This is a genomic window from Vibrio sp. YT-18, from assembly GCF_033337345.1.
Taxonomy (GTDB): Bacteria; Pseudomonadota; Gammaproteobacteria; order Enterobacterales; family Vibrionaceae; genus Vibrio; species Vibrio alginolyticus.
In genome coordinates this window covers 1-15,658 of sequence record NZ_JAWOQO010000015.1, presented here as the reverse complement: position 1 = coordinate 15,658, position 15,658 = coordinate 1, and the positions used below count along the sequence as shown (strand labels likewise).

Annotated in this window: 18 protein-coding genes; 15 read left to right on the top strand and 3 right to left on the bottom strand. The window is 52.9% G+C overall.

All coding sequences use genetic code 11. From position 1 onward, the window contains the following. The first annotated feature begins 29 nt into the window (after positions 1-29). The 15 genes from R7M72_RS18210 (at position 30) to R7M72_RS18140 (ending at position 10,691) form a co-directional block, all read left to right on the top strand. Complete coding sequence (locus R7M72_RS18210) at positions 30-461, top strand: hypothetical protein (RefSeq protein ID WP_000687894.1); 432 nt, start codon at positions 30-32, stop codon at positions 459-461. Between the two features lie 73 nt (positions 462-534). Beyond that, entirely contained in the window at positions 535-1,089 is a 555-nt protein-coding gene (locus R7M72_RS18205) for a hypothetical protein (RefSeq protein WP_001093867.1), read from the top strand. A 232-nt stretch (positions 1,090-1,321) separates the two neighbouring features. Then, positions 1,322-1,708 (top strand): hypothetical protein, encoded by a 387-nt coding sequence (locus R7M72_RS18200; protein WP_000042274.1) that lies wholly within the window; start codon positions 1,322-1,324, stop codon positions 1,706-1,708. A gap of 87 nt (positions 1,709-1,795) precedes the next feature. After that, positions 1,796-4,249: a phosphoadenosine phosphosulfate reductase gene (locus R7M72_RS18195; RefSeq protein WP_001187969.1), complete on the top strand. Its 2,454-nt coding sequence runs from the start codon at positions 1,796-1,798 to the stop codon at positions 4,247-4,249. A gap of 201 nt (positions 4,250-4,450) precedes the next feature. Then, the gene (locus tag R7M72_RS18190; protein WP_000050847.1) at positions 4,451-4,654 is read left to right on the top strand and encodes a hypothetical protein; all 204 of its coding nucleotides are present in this window, start codon (positions 4,451-4,453) and stop codon (positions 4,652-4,654) included. A gap of 71 nt (positions 4,655-4,725) precedes the next feature. Next, positions 4,726-5,331 carry a 5'-deoxynucleotidase gene (gene yfbR / locus R7M72_RS18185; RefSeq protein WP_000071870.1) on the top strand — a complete coding sequence of 202 codons (606 nt, stop codon included), beginning with the start codon at positions 4,726-4,728 and terminating at the stop codon, positions 5,329-5,331. Continuing rightward, a complete protein-coding gene (locus R7M72_RS18180; RefSeq protein ID WP_000184110.1) occupies positions 5,324-5,593 on the top strand; it encodes a hypothetical protein in 270 nt (89 codons plus the stop codon). The genes yfbR and R7M72_RS18180 overlap by 8 nt, the downstream gene beginning before the upstream one ends. After that, positions 5,583-5,825 carry a hypothetical protein gene (locus R7M72_RS18175; protein WP_405532174.1) on the top strand — a complete coding sequence of 81 codons (243 nt, stop codon included), beginning with the start codon at positions 5,583-5,585 and terminating at the stop codon, positions 5,823-5,825. The genes R7M72_RS18180 and R7M72_RS18175 overlap by 11 nt, the downstream gene beginning before the upstream one ends. A gap of 73 nt (positions 5,826-5,898) precedes the next feature. Continuing rightward, the gene (locus R7M72_RS18170; protein ID WP_000064432.1) at positions 5,899-6,456 is read left to right on the top strand and encodes a hypothetical protein; all 558 of its coding nucleotides are present in this window, start codon (positions 5,899-5,901) and stop codon (positions 6,454-6,456) included. A gap of 74 nt (positions 6,457-6,530) precedes the next feature. Further along, positions 6,531-7,382: a hypothetical protein gene (locus tag R7M72_RS18165; RefSeq protein ID WP_000595210.1), complete on the top strand. Its 852-nt coding sequence runs from the start codon at positions 6,531-6,533 to the stop codon at positions 7,380-7,382. A gap of 205 nt (positions 7,383-7,587) precedes the next feature. Next, the gene (locus R7M72_RS18160) at positions 7,588-7,734 is read left to right on the top strand and encodes a hypothetical protein (RefSeq protein WP_001032043.1); all 147 of its coding nucleotides are present in this window, start codon (positions 7,588-7,590) and stop codon (positions 7,732-7,734) included. A gap of 106 nt (positions 7,735-7,840) precedes the next feature. Next, on the top strand, positions 7,841-8,227 hold the full coding sequence (locus R7M72_RS18155; protein ID WP_001077336.1) for a hypothetical protein: 387 nt from the start codon (positions 7,841-7,843) through the stop codon (positions 8,225-8,227). Between the two features lie 177 nt (positions 8,228-8,404). Beyond that, on the top strand, positions 8,405-10,132 hold the full coding sequence (locus R7M72_RS18150) for a toprim domain-containing protein (protein ID WP_000122922.1): 1,728 nt from the start codon (positions 8,405-8,407) through the stop codon (positions 10,130-10,132). Then, positions 10,074-10,397 (top strand): hypothetical protein, encoded by a 324-nt coding sequence (locus R7M72_RS18145; RefSeq protein WP_015058952.1) that lies wholly within the window; start codon positions 10,074-10,076, stop codon positions 10,395-10,397. Before R7M72_RS18150 ends, R7M72_RS18145 begins: the two co-directional genes overlap by 59 nt. A 72-nt stretch (positions 10,398-10,469) precedes the next feature. After that, on the top strand, positions 10,470-10,691 hold the full coding sequence (locus tag R7M72_RS18140) for a hypothetical protein (protein WP_000714163.1): 222 nt from the start codon (positions 10,470-10,472) through the stop codon (positions 10,689-10,691). Positions 10,692-10,872: 181 nt separating this feature from the next. On the opposite strand, the gene R7M72_RS18135 is transcribed toward R7M72_RS18140, so the two are convergent. The 3 genes from R7M72_RS18135 to R7M72_RS18125 form a co-directional block, all read right to left on the bottom strand. After that, positions 10,873-11,877 (bottom strand): IS110-like element IS5075 family transposase, encoded by a 1,005-nt coding sequence (locus tag R7M72_RS18135; RefSeq protein WP_000427619.1) that lies wholly within the window; start codon positions 11,875-11,877, stop codon positions 10,873-10,875. A 78-nt stretch (positions 11,878-11,955) separates the two neighbouring features. Beyond that, the gene (locus tag R7M72_RS18130) at positions 11,956-14,928 is read right to left on the bottom strand and encodes a Tn3 family transposase (protein WP_001138073.1); all 2,973 of its coding nucleotides are present in this window, start codon (positions 14,926-14,928) and stop codon (positions 11,956-11,958) included. Positions 14,929-14,930: 2 nt separating this feature from the next. After that, positions 14,931-15,488 carry a recombinase family protein gene (locus R7M72_RS18125; protein WP_001162012.1) on the bottom strand — a complete coding sequence of 186 codons (558 nt, stop codon included), beginning with the start codon at positions 15,486-15,488 and terminating at the stop codon, positions 14,931-14,933. Positions 15,489-15,658 lie beyond the last annotated feature (170 nt).

Here is a 15,658-nt window from a genome sequence, read left to right as displayed (position 1 = left end):
GCTCCGGCCTATCCGAAAGGAGAGTAATCATGAAAATCGAAACTGTTGTGCCTTTACCTCCCGAGGATTCAGGCCTTCAACACTGCATTGCCAGGTTCCATAACCGCAACATGGATTCCAAGCGAAAAGACAAGACCCGTTTTTTCAGGAGGGAGCCGGTTATGATCGTAAACCCAGAGACCAAAGCAAAGGTTCTCCGGTATGCGATGGGCAACCCTGGGAATTTATCCATCACAAAGCTGGCGGTCGCGCTGGATTACGATGCGGTAGATGCTCTGGGTGTTCGTTTTAAAGACACTGTAAATCTTGAGGTTCGCAGAGCCAGGCGCTGGGAAGTCTGGCAGTGGTTCTGGAACCATCCGGATCAAAGTGTCCAACTGTCAATCAAATTGGGCGTGGTTGGCGCTGTGTTGGGAGTCATGGGCTTCCTGACTGGCGTAGCTCCGTACCTCTTGGGATAAACCAATAAAGCCGTTAACGGGCAATGTAAGTCCGGAGACGGCTTGCATTGCTCTCTCGAAAGTGGAGAGTCAAATGAACACATTAGAACAACTTGTAAATCAGAGAGTGCTTGAGGAAGGTCTGAAAAAGGCGAAGCCATTGGCCGCGCAAATGGGGCTTGAATCTGTACCTGATGAGATGCTTGAAATGATCTGCCCAAACTTGAACTACTCTGGGCAGTTTACGCCAGCTCTGTACGCGAGATTTCAAAGCGTAAAGCGATTACTGAAAGAGTTGTCGGAACAAACCTCACCTAAGCACGGGCATATTGTGAAGTTTACCAACCAATATGGGAGCTACGATGAGTCAGCTTTGCTGTTCAAAGAAGGCGACGTCAGAAACCAGAACTTGGTTGCTTGTGTGGGCGGGAAGACGATAAATCTCGGAGAGCTAGAGCTTCGAGATTATGGGCTCAATATGCACATCGGTTGCGGTGGACCATTTGAGCCGATCTCAGAAGCGCAGATTCAGTCCTTGTCTGAGTTTGACTTCTATGAGACGACCTACAGATTCTGGGGCCAGAATCCATGTGGAAACGGGATGATAGACATCACCGTCCCTATGAAACGTTGGTTCTTGACTGTGTAGCTTCAACCTGAGTGCGCCGAGAAATCGGCGTACCGGCCCCTTAAAAAGGGTAATCAGCGCAGGGGGAAACCCCGCGCTTTCCCAAGCATCTCGGTTTCCCAGGGTGCTTCGGAAAGTGCCTTAGGCGCTCAAGTGCGGTAGCTGGCTGCCAAAAACAAACAGCAAATTATCAACCCTGACGGGAGCACCTCCTGTTAGGGGGGCTCCGTCATAAACTGAACGGAGATATAGCATGTCTAAAAACGTCAACGATGTTTTTTCAAACCGAACTTCTTTGGAATGTACTGTGAATGCAGCGCTGGATCGTCGTATCGGTCTGCGTGTCGGGTTCCCTCATTACAGAGAAGGAGCAAACGGTGTGGTTTGTGAGATCGAAGCAGAGTACCCATTGCTCAACACTCATTCGAGTGTTGCATGGCCCCTGCTCGATGAACTCAACAGTTACACCATCCAAAAAAACCAATCGCTCATTGATCACATTGATAATGCGGTCGCTGAACTGTTGAAACACAAGGCTCGTCTACAGCTTGATATTCAAAAGCTGCAAGACGGTGACATTGATCTGGTGAAACAGGCCAAGCAGCAATACGAAGACAACCAGATGTCGAGTAGCAGCTAGTTCAGGTCTGATAGCCAGGATTCAATTTTAACCCTACCGGGGTGCTTTCCCGGAAGGGATGGGCACCCTGCTAATCCAGGAGGCCCTATGCAACAAACATTAAACTTTGATCTATCAGAACAACCCATCCCAGTGCTTTTGCGTGGGGATAAGTGGGATTCTGTTTGGTCAGAACTGACTGATAACGAGGATTTGAACTTCGTTGATGCCAGTAGAGGAACCAGTCTGTCATCGTTGATCACGTCATCGGTTGAGTCCATTCACACGGCCTTAATTGATGGGTGGACCATGATGATCGGCTATTCCAGTGGTAAAGATTCTGAAACGGTCTTGCACCTGTTCCTGATGGCCCTGATCCGGGCTGTAAGGAGTGGGGCGACCATCAGCCAGCACCACTTCATCTTGCACACTGACACACTGATCGAAAGCCCAGAGGTAAGGTGGCTGGCGGATCAGAAACTGGCCGAGCTGGAGCGTTTCATTGCGAAGGAAAACCTTCCTCTGACCATCGTTCTAGCAAAGCCTGGGATCTCGCAGAGTTGGACGGGCCGAATCCTTACTGGGAGGGGGTTGCCTACGTTTTCCAACTCCACGGCCCGCCAGTGTAGCCAGGATTTAAAAATCACCTCTGCCAAAAGAGCGAAGGCAGCTTATATGCGAGAGCTTCCCAAAGAGGTTCGACAGAAAGTCTGCCTTTTGCTGGGCAGTCGTGATGCTGAAAGCACTATTCGTGCGGCCAACATTGCAAAACAGCGAGGAAGCTCAGATCGCGTCATTAAGACGAAAGATGGGGGTGAGCTGTATGTGGTGAAAAACTGGTTGGCGAGTGATGTCTGGGAGTTCTTACTATCCGCTGGCATGGGCTCAGCATATCCTCTGCCAAGTTACTTGGAGAGCAATGTCACTACGGCAGAGCTTTACAAGGCGGCAACAGGGGAGTGCGTGTGGTCGGCAACAGAGAAGAAGGCCAGTGACGCCTGTGGCGCTCGCTTCGGTTGCTGGGCTTGCCAGGCTGTTGGGTTGGATAAGTCAATGGAGACGTTGCTTGCCACGGACCCTGAAAGGCATGGCTATATGTCGGGGCTGAACCGCATCCAGCGCTACTTGGCAAAACGCCGGTACGCATGGGAAGACCGCCATCCCGTAGGTCGAACGATTTACGAGGGCGGATACATCAAAATACAGCCGGACGTTTACAGTCCTGTTTTCCTAGAACGATTGCTTCATGTCTGTTGCAGCATGGACTACATGGAGCAAAAGAGAGCTGATGAGCTGGCATACAAGCTGGCTACTGGTCAAGCAGAGGATAACGACTGGAACCGTCGAATGGCAGAGCCACAATTCCGGATCATATCGGAAGAGGCTTTAGTCCATATCGACTTCATGTGGGCCTTCCATCATTTCAATGATAAGCCTTTCCATGCCCTGGAGATTTACCACAGGGTTTGGTCGATGGGTGATCTGGACTTGCTGGAAGACGAGCCGCAGTGTGAAACCGTTCCTCAGTCACCAATTCCGAAGCCATTGTGGTTGAAGGTTGGTCGCTGGGGCGATGGTTCGCTTTCTGATGGCTTGGCCGATCCGTTAGCGGAAATGGCTTACTTTGACGGCGGGGATGACCCGTTGGCAGCGCAAGTGATCAATACCGCAGACGGAAAGAGAAGGGTGGTTTGCTTCGCAGAAGATGATGAAGTGAAAGTCGATCCCGACTCCGCTGCGTTCATCATCTGGAACGAATACCCGCGACTAAGGGAGTCTGTACTAAAGGGACATTATACGCCCGGTAGTGCAGCGCAGTTCTACCTTCGGTTCGGAGCAATCCAGCTTGCGAAAGGAAAAGGCGCTTTGTATCACCGTATGATGCAAAGAGGTCAAACCTACCACCAGATGGGCCTTACAGGGCTACAGACGATGGAAGGAATCCAACAGCGCAAGGATGTCAAAGTGCTTAGCGATGCTAAGTACAAAGATCTGGTGAAGCGAAAAATCAAGGGAAGACTGGCAACGGTACGCTGGTGGGTCAACTTGCACTTAACGTTCAAGTACCATCTGCACCACCGTACTCCGACGGGGTTGTTCATCGAGAAGCAACTTGACCAGGAAGCAATGGAAGAACAGAAACGGCATCAGGAGCGATGGTTTAACTACGTGACTGACGCGATGCTTTGTTACTCCAGCGCATTCTGTATGAGCGTCATGGAAGGGCGAGAGGGGAGCGGAAACGCCAACATTCGTCGTTACATGGCCGCGACCAGAAGGAAGGCTTATACGGCCCTCTGCGAGCTCTTGGACAATACTGACGCCCAGTGGATGAATGATGTGGTCCAGAGTGCCGTAGGGCAGTATGAGGCGATACAGGCAGCCCTAACCGAAGGTTCCGCGCTTGCTATCTATCTCGACTGGATCAACCTACTGTCAAAACGCCATCCAGCCTCTTTGGAGCGACATGTCAGAACGATGATCAAGGCGGTTCAACGCTTACATCGCCGCGACGACACAGAGTTGCAAAGAGGACAGCAAGGCTTGTCCTTGGCCGCATAAAAAGCCCTCCTTCGGGAGGGCTTTTTCTTTTGCACCCCAAAAGGGCAATTACAGCGTTTTACCCTTTTAGGTGGCTGTCATACTCTTTGTTCATTGTCAGCGCTTGCTGGCTATAACGGTAGCTGGCCCAAAACAGCAATAACCTAACCCCTCGGGAGGAAACCCCTCCTGGGTTCTCTCCCACAAACAAAGGAGAGAAGCATGAGCCTAGACAAGTTAAGTCGGCTGGTGGACCAACAACGAAAGATCCAGGATGAAATCGACAATGAAATCATTCTGGCCGTCAAAGAGGTGTTGGCTACAAACTCAGTCGGTTTAGCCCGTGAGCTTGTTGGGGGTGTCCCGCAAGATCATCCATTCCATCCGTTTTTACTCGCTATAGCTAAGCAGCTTGACCCGAGATAACTAAGTAACCCAACCGGGTACACCAAGGCCCGGTCGGCTTTGGTGTACCTCCAACCAATTTTGGAGGCACTATGTCTAATTCAAATTTCGGCTTTCTAGCTCTGGCCTTGCGCCAACGCCTGATCAAACGCTGGTCACTGATGCACTCTGTTCAACCGGAGTCTGTGTTGGAACACAGCGCTGTTGTTACCCTGCTTTCCTACCTGGCTGGCAATATTGCCATTCAGCAAGGGAAGTCGGTGGATCTGGCAGTCATGCTTGCTCATGCTTCGTTGCATGATGCAGCCGAGGTTCTCTGTTCGGATGTTGTAACACCGGTCAAGAAAGCAAACGCTGTTTTGCAGCGTGAGTTTGAACGACTGGAAAAGGCCGCAGAGGACAAACTCATCCAGACTCTTCCCGAAGAACTCCAGGATGCAGTCGCCATAGCCTTCGCTCCCGGTGGCTATGAACAATCACTGGTTAAGGCCTGTGATACCTACTCCGCTTACATCAAGTGCAAACTTGAGGTGGCCGCAGGTAATGGCCTTGAGTTCCAGGATGCTCTCAGCAAAATGGAACGTGTTGTTGCTCAGGTGAAATCGGACTTCCCGGAAATCGACGCTCTGGACAAATGGTTTGGTAACGGACTCGGCCATTCAGTAGATAAACTGCTGGCAGGGGGTAACGATGACTAATCCAATCCCTGGCGACATCAAGATTAAGGACTTTGGCCGCGACCGGAAATTCCGTTCGGTTGATGAGCTTCAAAGCACTTTGTCAGAACAGTACAAAGGTCAGCATGTCAGCATCGTTTACCCTGCAAAGCCCAGCGGTTTACTCCGCACGGTTTTTGTCAGTGTCGATGATGCTGGTGGCGTGAATCGAACCTATGGGGACCAGTCTCCTGTCGATTTTTCTGCCATCAAAGATGACCTGTATGTACCAAGTGACCTGTAGGAGAGCACTAGCTATGGTGGTGATCATCGTAAACACAGGACACTATGAGTTTATCGGCCTTGGTGAGACCCACGGACAAGCCACAGAAGGGCTTTTGAAACGCTGGGACGAACACTGCGAACGTAATCCGGATGCTGAGTCTGGTTACATGCAGGAGCTGATAGAAGAAGGAAGCGCACAAGTTGTCGAGATGGAGCCCGGCTCCGCCGTAATTTACGGACTTGACGGCTAAGCCTTCTCAACTAACCCACTCGGGCGCATCATCCCGAGAGGGTGTGGTGCGTCCTAACCAAAAGGAATGCACTATGTCTAACTTTGAACAAGCTCTGGAGCGTACTGACGGTAAAACACTGATTCTCAGCAATGGGAGTAAGTGGGCAGGCCAAGACCCGGACAGTATTCAGACTTTACTGGATGTCCTGGGTGACAACGTTCTTGACCCGATGTTTGAGCAGTATCACTGTTATCGCCCATACCCGTTTGAACCAATGGTGAGGACGGGGCGAAATGGCGAAATGTTCCAGCCTTGGCTTGGGGCAGCCTGCTTCTTTGGGAACTTCCTGACTGTCTCTCATGTTTTCAACATCATCACGAAAGATGACGGTGTTGTTGAGGCCTTAACAGAGGCGATCCGGAAGAATATGGCGACTGAACAGTACCAGCAGAATGCCTATGAGCGTTATGCCGGTTGGTTCTACGCTGAAACCAGCGAAGGGTTAAGGCTAGTCTCTCCAAGTGAGGCTGCCGACATCCGAGCTGGCGCAGTTTCAAAGCTGCGTTACCCAAGAAACTTCGAGGTTATGAAAACTGCGGTTCTCAAAGGTCCTCGATTTGATACTGAATTAAGCCGCAAGGCTTCTTAACCCAAACATTAACCCCACGGGGGACATCGGTCCCTGAGGGGATGGTGTCTCCCTCTGAAATTAAGGAGATACCAATGATTAAACAGCATTTTCAAAACGAACTGGTTAAGTGTGGATACCCGGATGATCTGACGATTGAGTACAGTCTCGGATACTGCCAGGGGGATGGCGTAGCCTTCTACGGGGATTTGAGCGTTGATGACGTCAAAGCTCTCATGAATCGCCTATTCAGCACTGAGCCCGGCCAAGTGGATGCTGTCAGCCGCGTGAAGAACCTGATGGCACAGAAAGACATTGAGAATATGCTTTCTGTCCTCCGCGAATATGGTTCCTGTGACCTGTCCATTACTCGGAATAGTCACGGGCATCACTACAGCCATTGGAACTGCATGAACATCGACGACAACGTGGACTTCACAGGGATCTTCCCTGATGATGATTCCATGATTGGCACCGGCATTGAAGGGATTAACCAGGATATGGTCGAGCGCTGGCAAGACCTCTGGGAACGCTTTGTGCTGGAGCTGGCGGATGATGTAAAAAGTCTTTCCAAGAAGCTCGAAGCGGACGGGTACTCGCTGATCGAGGCCTCTCCATGCGAAGATGAAGTGGTTTGGGAACGGGCCACTGAAAACTACCTGGTGCGTGTTACTGAACTCCCTGAGCGGGATTTCGATATGGGCCACTGGGATGACGAAGTAAGAGACCAAACAATTTGTTCTATCCTGGAAGGGAAAGAGCGAGTGCTTGGCCTACGTGTTGAGGTACTCTCTCGTGAAAACGAGATTGTCCTGGGTGAAGAGAGTCTGCACGGCTTGACCGTTGCCAGTGATGACAAGAGCTACGCTGGCTACAGACGAGAACTTCTCCGGGGAGCTATCCAGCAAACCAGGGACTTTTTCTCTCGCCACCTCAAAGCGGCATAACAAGGCAGGGGGAAACCCCTGCTTTACTTCCCAAGTCTTCTTACTCATGGTGAATACCATCAGTAAGCAGATTTTGTTCTCTTCGGAGAGCGAAAAGTGCGATAGCTGGTCGCCAAAAACAAACAGCAAATTAACGTTAATTTATTAATCCCTGCGGGAGTCTATCTCCTGCTGGAGATACCTCCCGTTATTTCTGGAGGTATCCATGAACAAATTCCAAGACTTTAAGTTGGTTTATCGTCAAGGTGGTCGTCGCTTAGAGCGTGTCTTTACGGACACTCTTTACGCGAATGTGAAGCGTGTCGCTGACTCGTTTCCTCCGACCGTTCTTTGGCGCATTCAGCCAGCGTAAAACTCGGAACCTTAAAGCTCGGCTTTGGCCGTGACCTTTCAATAACCCATGCGGGTACACTTCCCCGCACGGGGTAGGTGTACCCATTAACTTTGGAGTACACCTTATGAACCAAGTAGCTAAATTGGACCTCGCCCAAATCCGTCAACAAGCCATCAATGATGGTCTGCTGGTGGACCAATCTTCCATCGGTAAACAAGCTGGTTTCCTGACCAATGTGGCAGTGACCCCGGCAATTGTCGATGGAGTATTTGGTGCAGATGGTAAGCACTCGGTAGAAGACTTCCTTTTCATGTTTTTGCAGCTTTGTGTTGCTCAAACAAAGGTCGCTTTTACCGACAACAAGAATTGGGGAAAGATTCGTCTTTATTACCCCATGCCCACTGTAGATGGCTTTTTCAAACCCACTGAGGTTGTGATTAAGTCAGATCCTGTAACCGCAGATGTCACAATCATGATGGCCTCGGAAGAGGGCGCTCATTTGTGCTTGTGATATTCACAAAATTCGCCTCCGTTTCGGGGGCGACCTTTTTAAACCCCTCGCCGGGGAGAACTCCCCGGCTGGGGAGCCTCCTTGGCACATTCTCCCGGTGTCGGGGTTTCCTTAAAACCCTGGCGACGGGGGTTTAAGGAAGCCTCGATGCTGGGGTTCACGCTAAGGAGAAAACCTATGTCTTACTACAAAGCTGACACCGTTCGTGAAGCTGCAAACGGAAACTGGCTATTCATCCTGGCGGCCCTAGCGCCCCATCTTGAACCAGCTCTCCGTAAACCTGGTCGTCATGTTTCTTGTCCTATCCACGGCGGGAAAGATGGCTTCCGACTGTTCAAGGATGCCCACCTGACTGGTGGCGGCGTATGCAATACATGCGGTGCCAATCATGATGGTTTTGAGCTGCTGATGTGGCTCAATAACTGGGACTTTAAACAGTGCCTGAGCGAGGTTGGTGATTATCTGGGCGTTGAGAAAGAGCAACCCCAGTATCAACAAGCCGCTGCACCGACACGAGCTCCTGTCCAGGCCAAAGCGCCTGTTCAGCAAGAGCCTATGAAGGTGAATAACAAGGTTCTCGATTCCAAGAATCGTAAAAAATCCATTGCCGGTACTCTGATTGCCCACGGTAAAGCTCCTTATGAGCATAACGAAGACAACGAGCTCAGCTACTTTGCCTTCATCCGTGACAAGAGCGGTTTGGAACGCACCATCTGGGGCGTGGATCTTGAAAGAGCCATTGGTGAAAGTGAAGCCAAGTATGGGGATGAGATCGTCATGACAAACCTCGGGCGCGAGCCTGTAACTGTCGTCGTTGAAGTTAAGGACGAGCAGGGGAATGTTGTGAGAGAACAACCTATGCAAACGCATCGCAACACCTGGCTGGTGGAACGTCGCGGCGCTACGGTAACGCAGTTCCGCGCTCGCTCGAACGGTGGTGTTGAGCCGGTGAGTCACCATGTTGAGTCGGCCCCTGTGGTCAACCGCAAGGTAGAAACTCCGGCACCGCAAGTACAACCTGCGGCCACACAACCGGAAGAGCAAAGCAGCGAAAATAAGCCGAAAGTTGTTCCGATGTTTCGTGAACAACCTAAGCCTTGGTTGCTTGAGCTCCAAGAAGAAATGGAGAAGAGAATGGAGCGCGAACGCGCTTACAGTGCTCGTCTCCGTGAGAAAATCGAGAAGGTATGGAACGAGTGTTTGCCGTTCTCCAGTCATGTGACTGAGCCAATGCGTCTGTACTTCAAAAACCGCGAGCTGCTGTTCAAAGTTGATGAAGTAGAAAAAACAGACTGTCTGCGGTTCAATCCGGCTATGGCCTACTACGACGAAGATGGCAATGAAGTTGGGAAATTCCCGGCTATCGTCTGCGCTATCCGAGATGTGGAAGGCAACCTGGTAACGCTCCACCGCACCTATCTCACCCAAAACGGTAAAAAAGCCAAGGTCGGCAACGCCAAAAAGATGATGCCCATTCCTGACGGTTTGGATGTCAATGGCGCGGCCATCCGCCTCGGTGAACCGACTGAGGGTATCCTGGGTGTTGCAGAAGGGCTGGAAACAGCTCTGTCAGCTTATCGAGTCACTCAAATCCCGGTTTGGTCAACGGTCAATGCCACCCTAATGGAGTCCTTCGAGGTTCCAGAAGGTGTTCACACCGTACTGATCTGGGCTGACAAAGATAAGTCTGTGACTGGGGAGAAGTCAGCGAACGTGCTGAAAGCCAAGCTGGAGAAGCGCGGCATTCGTGTGTACGTCCTGCTGCCTAAGCTCCCGATCCCGCCCAGAGCGAAAGGGATTGACTGGAACGATGTCCTGATGAGTCAGGGAAGCCTCGGTTTCCCGAATGCTCGCTACCTGCGCGATTTCATTGCGAGAAGGAGAGCTGAGTATGGCCGTCATTGATGTCTCGAAGGTTGATACAACGCCTGGTAACGACGCGGTGTGCCCCTTCTCTCCCCCTGAGGGGTGGGAGGGGGACTCTGCGGCCTACGTTGAGCTTATGCGGTCTCGGTATCGTCATCTGATGCACGGCCAGAGAATGATGGTGACAGCCTCCTTCGCAAGAAGGGAGCCTATCCAAGTTACTGGCCCGTTTGCTGATGAAGCGACGAAGATCATTAACTCAATGAAGATGAACAAGGCGAAGCCAACAGCTTTGTCTGCCTAAAACTTTAACCCTGAGGGGGTGTTCATGCCCTCTCAGGCATGATTCGCCTCCTCTTCAACTATGGAGGTAATCATGAAAAAGTTTTTGCGTATTAAGACGTGGTTTGTGCGTCTTTTCTCTCCTGACAAGAAGACTCTGGGAGCTATCGGTGAAGACCTGCGTAAGGTCGCCGTAACAGCCATCGGTGTCGGTATTGTAGGGGTCGTCTCAGAAAACGGAATCTATGGTCACTCCCGTTTTTGCAACACCGATTTTGACGACAAGTTGGCTTGCTTGAATCTATCCGGCGTCTGAATGGGATTTTATTCCCGCGCCTCGATGAGTTCCGCGCCTGATGAACCTCCAGAAAATATACGGCTTCAATGAGCCTTTCCGTTTTACAGGTTCCTCAACAGGCCGGTGGGCCGTTAGTATCATCAATATCAGTATTCGCAAAACCAGATGAATGATTGTTTAAACTGGTGTATTTCTGCCTTTATGCTTCGTAAGTTTGCTGTCGCGCCGTCAGTGCCCAGGCTATTCTGGCCAGCTTGTTTGCCAGAGCACAGGTGACGACAAAGTTGCTTTTCCGACACAACAACTCCCTGACCCAGTCGGCCAACTTGCCAGACTGGTGTTCCAGTTTTTGTATGAATACCCTGGCACACTGAACCAACAAAGTTCGGATCTTTTTGTTGCCCCGCTTGCTAATCCCTAACAATGTCGTCCGACCTCCCGTGCTGTACTGTCGGGGTACCAGCCCTGTTGCCGCCGCAAAGTCACGGCTGCTGGCGTACTGCTTCCCGTCGCCAATCTCAGTTGAAATAGTACTGGCAGTCAGCGTTCCAACGCAGGGAATACTCAGCAAGCGCTGTCCAACCTCATCTTCGTCCAACTTTCGTTTCAACTGAGATTCCAGATCTTTAATCTGCTCAACAAGATAGTGATAATGCTGTTGTAATTTCAGCAGTAACTGGCTGAGATAAAGAGGCAAACTACTGTCCTCAAGAAGGGTACTCAGTCGACTAATAACGGCAGCACCTCGCGGAACGCTGATACCAAATTCCAGCAGAAAAGCATGCATCTGATTAGTTGTTTTCACCTTATCCTGAACCAGGGATTCACGGACACGATGCAGAGCTCGCATTGCCTGCTGAGATTCGGTTCTGGGCTGCACGAAACGCATAGATGGACGTGATGCTGCTTCACAGATAGCTTCAGCATCAACGAAGTCATTTTTGTTGCTTTTAACGAATGGGCGGACAAATTGCGGTGATATCAGCTTTGGAAAATGCCCTAACTCTTCCAGCTTGCGTGCCATAAAGTGAGAACCGCCACAGGCTTCCATCGCGATGGTTGTTGCCGGGCATGTCGCCAGAAATTCGATTAGCTTTGGTCGGGTGAATTTTTTACGGTAAACGGCCTTCCCACGATGATCCTGACAATGAATATGGAAAGAGTTCTTACCCAGATCGATACCAATAAGCGCAATGTTTTCCATGATGGTTCTCCGAATGAAAGCCTGTCCTCAGCATAGTACCGGGAAGGAGGGAGTGACCATCTCATTAAATAAAGCACGCTAAGCCGGTGGCAGCGGTCGCAATGGCCTAAACTTCCCCGCACCGACCTTGGCGCTGCTGCGCCATAGGTAATCGCCGGTCAGGTTGATGTGCTCCCACCCCAGCGGCGACAGATATTGCAACAATGTGTCGTCCAGCGCCGTGCCGTTGCCACGCAAAGCACTGGTGGCACGCTCCAGATATACCGTGTTCCACAACACGATGGCCGCCGTCACCAGATTGAGGCCGCTGGCCCGGTAGCGCTGCTGCTCAAAACTGCGGTCGCGGATTTCACCCAATCGGTAGAAGAAGACCGCCCTGGCCAGCGCGTTGCGCGCCTCGCCCTTATTCAGCCCCGCATGGACGCGGCGGCGCAGCTCCACGCTTTGCAGCCAATCCAAAATGAACAGCGTGCGCTCGATGCGCCCCAGCTCGCGCAACGCCACGGCCAAGCCGTTCTGGCGCGGGTAGCTGCCGAGTTTGCGCAGCATCAGCGAAGCCGTTACCGTGCCTTGCTTGATGGAGGTGGCCAGCCGCAGAATTTCATCCCAATGGGCGCGTATTTGCTTGATGTTCAGCCTGTCGCTGCTAATCATCGGCTTGAGCGCGTCATAGGCGGCATCGCCCTTGGGGATGAATAGCTTGGTTTCGCCCAAGTCACGGATACGCGGCGCGAAGCGAAATCCCAGCAAATGCATCAAGCCAAACACGTGATCGGTGAAGCCTGCCGTGTCGGTGTAGTGTTCCTCGATGCGCAAGTCCGACTCGTGGTACAGCAGGCCATCAAGCACGTAAGTTGAATCACGAATGCCCACGTTGACCACCTTGGCACTGAAGGGCGCGTACTGGTCGGAGATATGGGTGTAGAAAGTCCGTCCTGGACTGCTTCCATACTTCGGGTTGATATGACCAGTGCTTTCTGCTTTGCTGCCGGTTCTGAAGTTCTGGCCGTCCGACGATGACGTGGTGCCGTCACCCCAGTTGCCGGCGAAGGGTTGCCGAAACTGCGCATTCACCAGCTCGGCCAGCGCCGTCGAATAGGTTTCATCGCGGATGTGCCAGGCTTGCAGCCAAGACAGCTTGGCGTAGGTGGTGCCAGGGCAGGACTCGGCCATTTTGGTCAGACCCAGGTTGATCGCGTCGGCCAGGATCGTCGTCAACAGCAAGGTTTTGTCCTTGGCCGTGTCGCTGGTCTTCAGGTGTGTGAAGTGGCGGGTGAAGCCCGTCCATTCATCGACCTCCATCAGCAACTCGGTGATTTTGAGGTGCGGCAGCAGCATAGCTGTCTGGTCGATCATGGCTTGCGCGGCGTCTGGTACTGCCGCGTCCAGCGGCGTGATCTTCAGGCCTGACGCGGTGGTGATGATGGCATCCGGTAAGTCGTTGGCCGCAGCCATGCGGTTGACTGTGGCGAGTTGCGCCTCCAACAATTCCAACCGGTCATGCAGGTATTGGTCGCAGTCGGTGGCCACTGCCAGCGGCAATTCGCTGGCCAGCTTCAAAGTGGCGAACTTCTCGACCGGCACCAGGTATTCGTCGAAGTCCTTGAACTGGCGAGAACCCTGCACCCAGACATCACCGGAGCGCAGCGCGTTCTTCAGCTCCGACAGGGCGCATAACTCGTAGTAACGCCGGTCGATGCCGTCGTCGGTCAGAACCAGCTTTGCCCAGCGCGGCTTGATGAATGCGGTTGGCGCATCGGCGGGCACCTTGCGCGCGCTGTCGCTGTTCATGCCGCGCAGCATGTCGATGGCATCGAGCACACCCTTGGCGGCGGGCGCAGCCCGCAATTTGAGCACGCCCAGGAACTGCGGCGCGTAGCGGCGTAGCGTGGCATAGCTTTCACCGATGTGGTGCAGGAAATCAAAGTCGGCAGGCCGCGCCAATGTTTGCGCTTCGGTGACGCTGGCGGCGAAGGTGTCCCAGGGCATAACGGCCTCGATGGCGGCGAACGGATCGCTGCCGCTTTGCTTGGCCTCAATCAACGCTTGACCGATGCGCCCATACATCCGCACCTTGTCGTTGATCGCCTTGCCGGAAGCCTGGAACTGCTGCTGATGCTTGTTCTTGGCCGCGTTGAACAGCTTGCCGATGATGCGATCGTGAAGGTCGATGATTTCATCGGTGACGGTGGCCATGCCTTCGATGGCCAGCGCTACCAGCGTGGCATAGCGTCGTTGCACCTCGAACTTTGCCAGATCAGCAGGCGTCATCTGGCCACCTTCACGAGCGATTTTGAGCAGGCGGTTCTGGTGAACCTGCCGCTCGATGCCTGCGGGCAGATCAAGTGCTTGCCAGGATTTCAGGCGCTCAATATGTTCGAGCATGTGGCGAGAGTTCGGTTTGGCAGGCGACTGGCGCAGCCATGCCAGCCACGTCACTTTACTGCCGTCCTTGCGCTTGAGAAGTTCGTCCAGGCGCTGACGGTGGGGTGATAACAAAGAATCGGTCAGCGCCGCGTAAATGCGTCGGTTGGCACGGGTGATGGCCTCGGCGCTTGCGCGCTCGATGGCATTCATGGCGGGCAGGATAATGCTCTGCCGCCGCAGATTCTCGACAAGTGCGCTCGCCAGCACGATGCCTTTGTCGGTCTGCAAGGCCAGCTCGGTCAATGTATGCACGGCTTGCCGATAGTGGCTCATGGTGAAGGGCTTGAACCCAAAAACCGTTTGCAGCTCGACCAAGTGCTCCCGCCGTGTCTGTTCGCGCTGGCCGTACTCGCTCCAACTTTCCACTGGCATCTTGAGTTGCGCGGCCACCATGCGCAACAGGGGCGGAAACGGAGGCTCATCGACGCCCAAAAAGGTGCCAGGGAATCGCAAGTAGCAAAGCTGCACAGCGAAGCCCAATCGATTCGCGGCGCCGCGACGCTGACGGATCACCGACAGGTCGGTTTCGTTGAACGTGTAGTGCCGTATCAGTTCGTCTTTGGCATCTGGCAGTGCCAGCAGGCTTTCGCGCTCGGTGGCGGACAGGATTGAGCGGCGTGGCATGGTCAGTCTTCCCGCAGGTACTGGTACAAGGTTTCGCGGCTGATGCCGAAGTCACGGGCCACCAAGGTTTTTTGGTCGCCTGCCGCAACTCGCCGTTTCAACTCGGCAATTTGTTCGCTGTTCAGCGATTTCTTTCGTCCCCGGTAGGCACCGCGCTGCTTGGCCAGCACGATTCCCTCGCGCTGACGTTCGCGGATCAGGGCGCGCTCGAACTCAGCGAAGGCTCCCATGACCGACAGCATCAGATTGGCCATCGGTGAGTCCTCGCCGGTGAACTTCAGCCCTTCTTTGACGAACTCCATGCGCACGCCCCGTTGTGTCAGCCCTTGGACGATGCGGCGCAGGTCATCAAGGTTGCGTGCCAGCCTGTCCATGCTATGCACCACCACGGTGTCGCCCTCGCGGACGAAGGCCAGCAGCCTTTCCAGCTCGGGACGCTGGGTGTCCTTGCCAGAAGCCTTGTCGGTGAACACCCGCGCCACCTGAACACCCTCCAATTGCCGTTCCGGGTTCTGGTCGAAGCTGCTGACGCGGACATAGCCGATGCGTTGACCTTGCAAGATGCCTCCAAAGGCAAAAGTGTCAGGATGAAATCTATTACCTTTGACGGAATATGTCAATCAATAGGAAATTTAACTCTATTCTGACATCGTTTGTCGTTTTCAGAAGACGGCTGCACTGAACGTCAGAAGCCGACTGCACTATAGCAGCGGAGGGGTTGGATCCATCA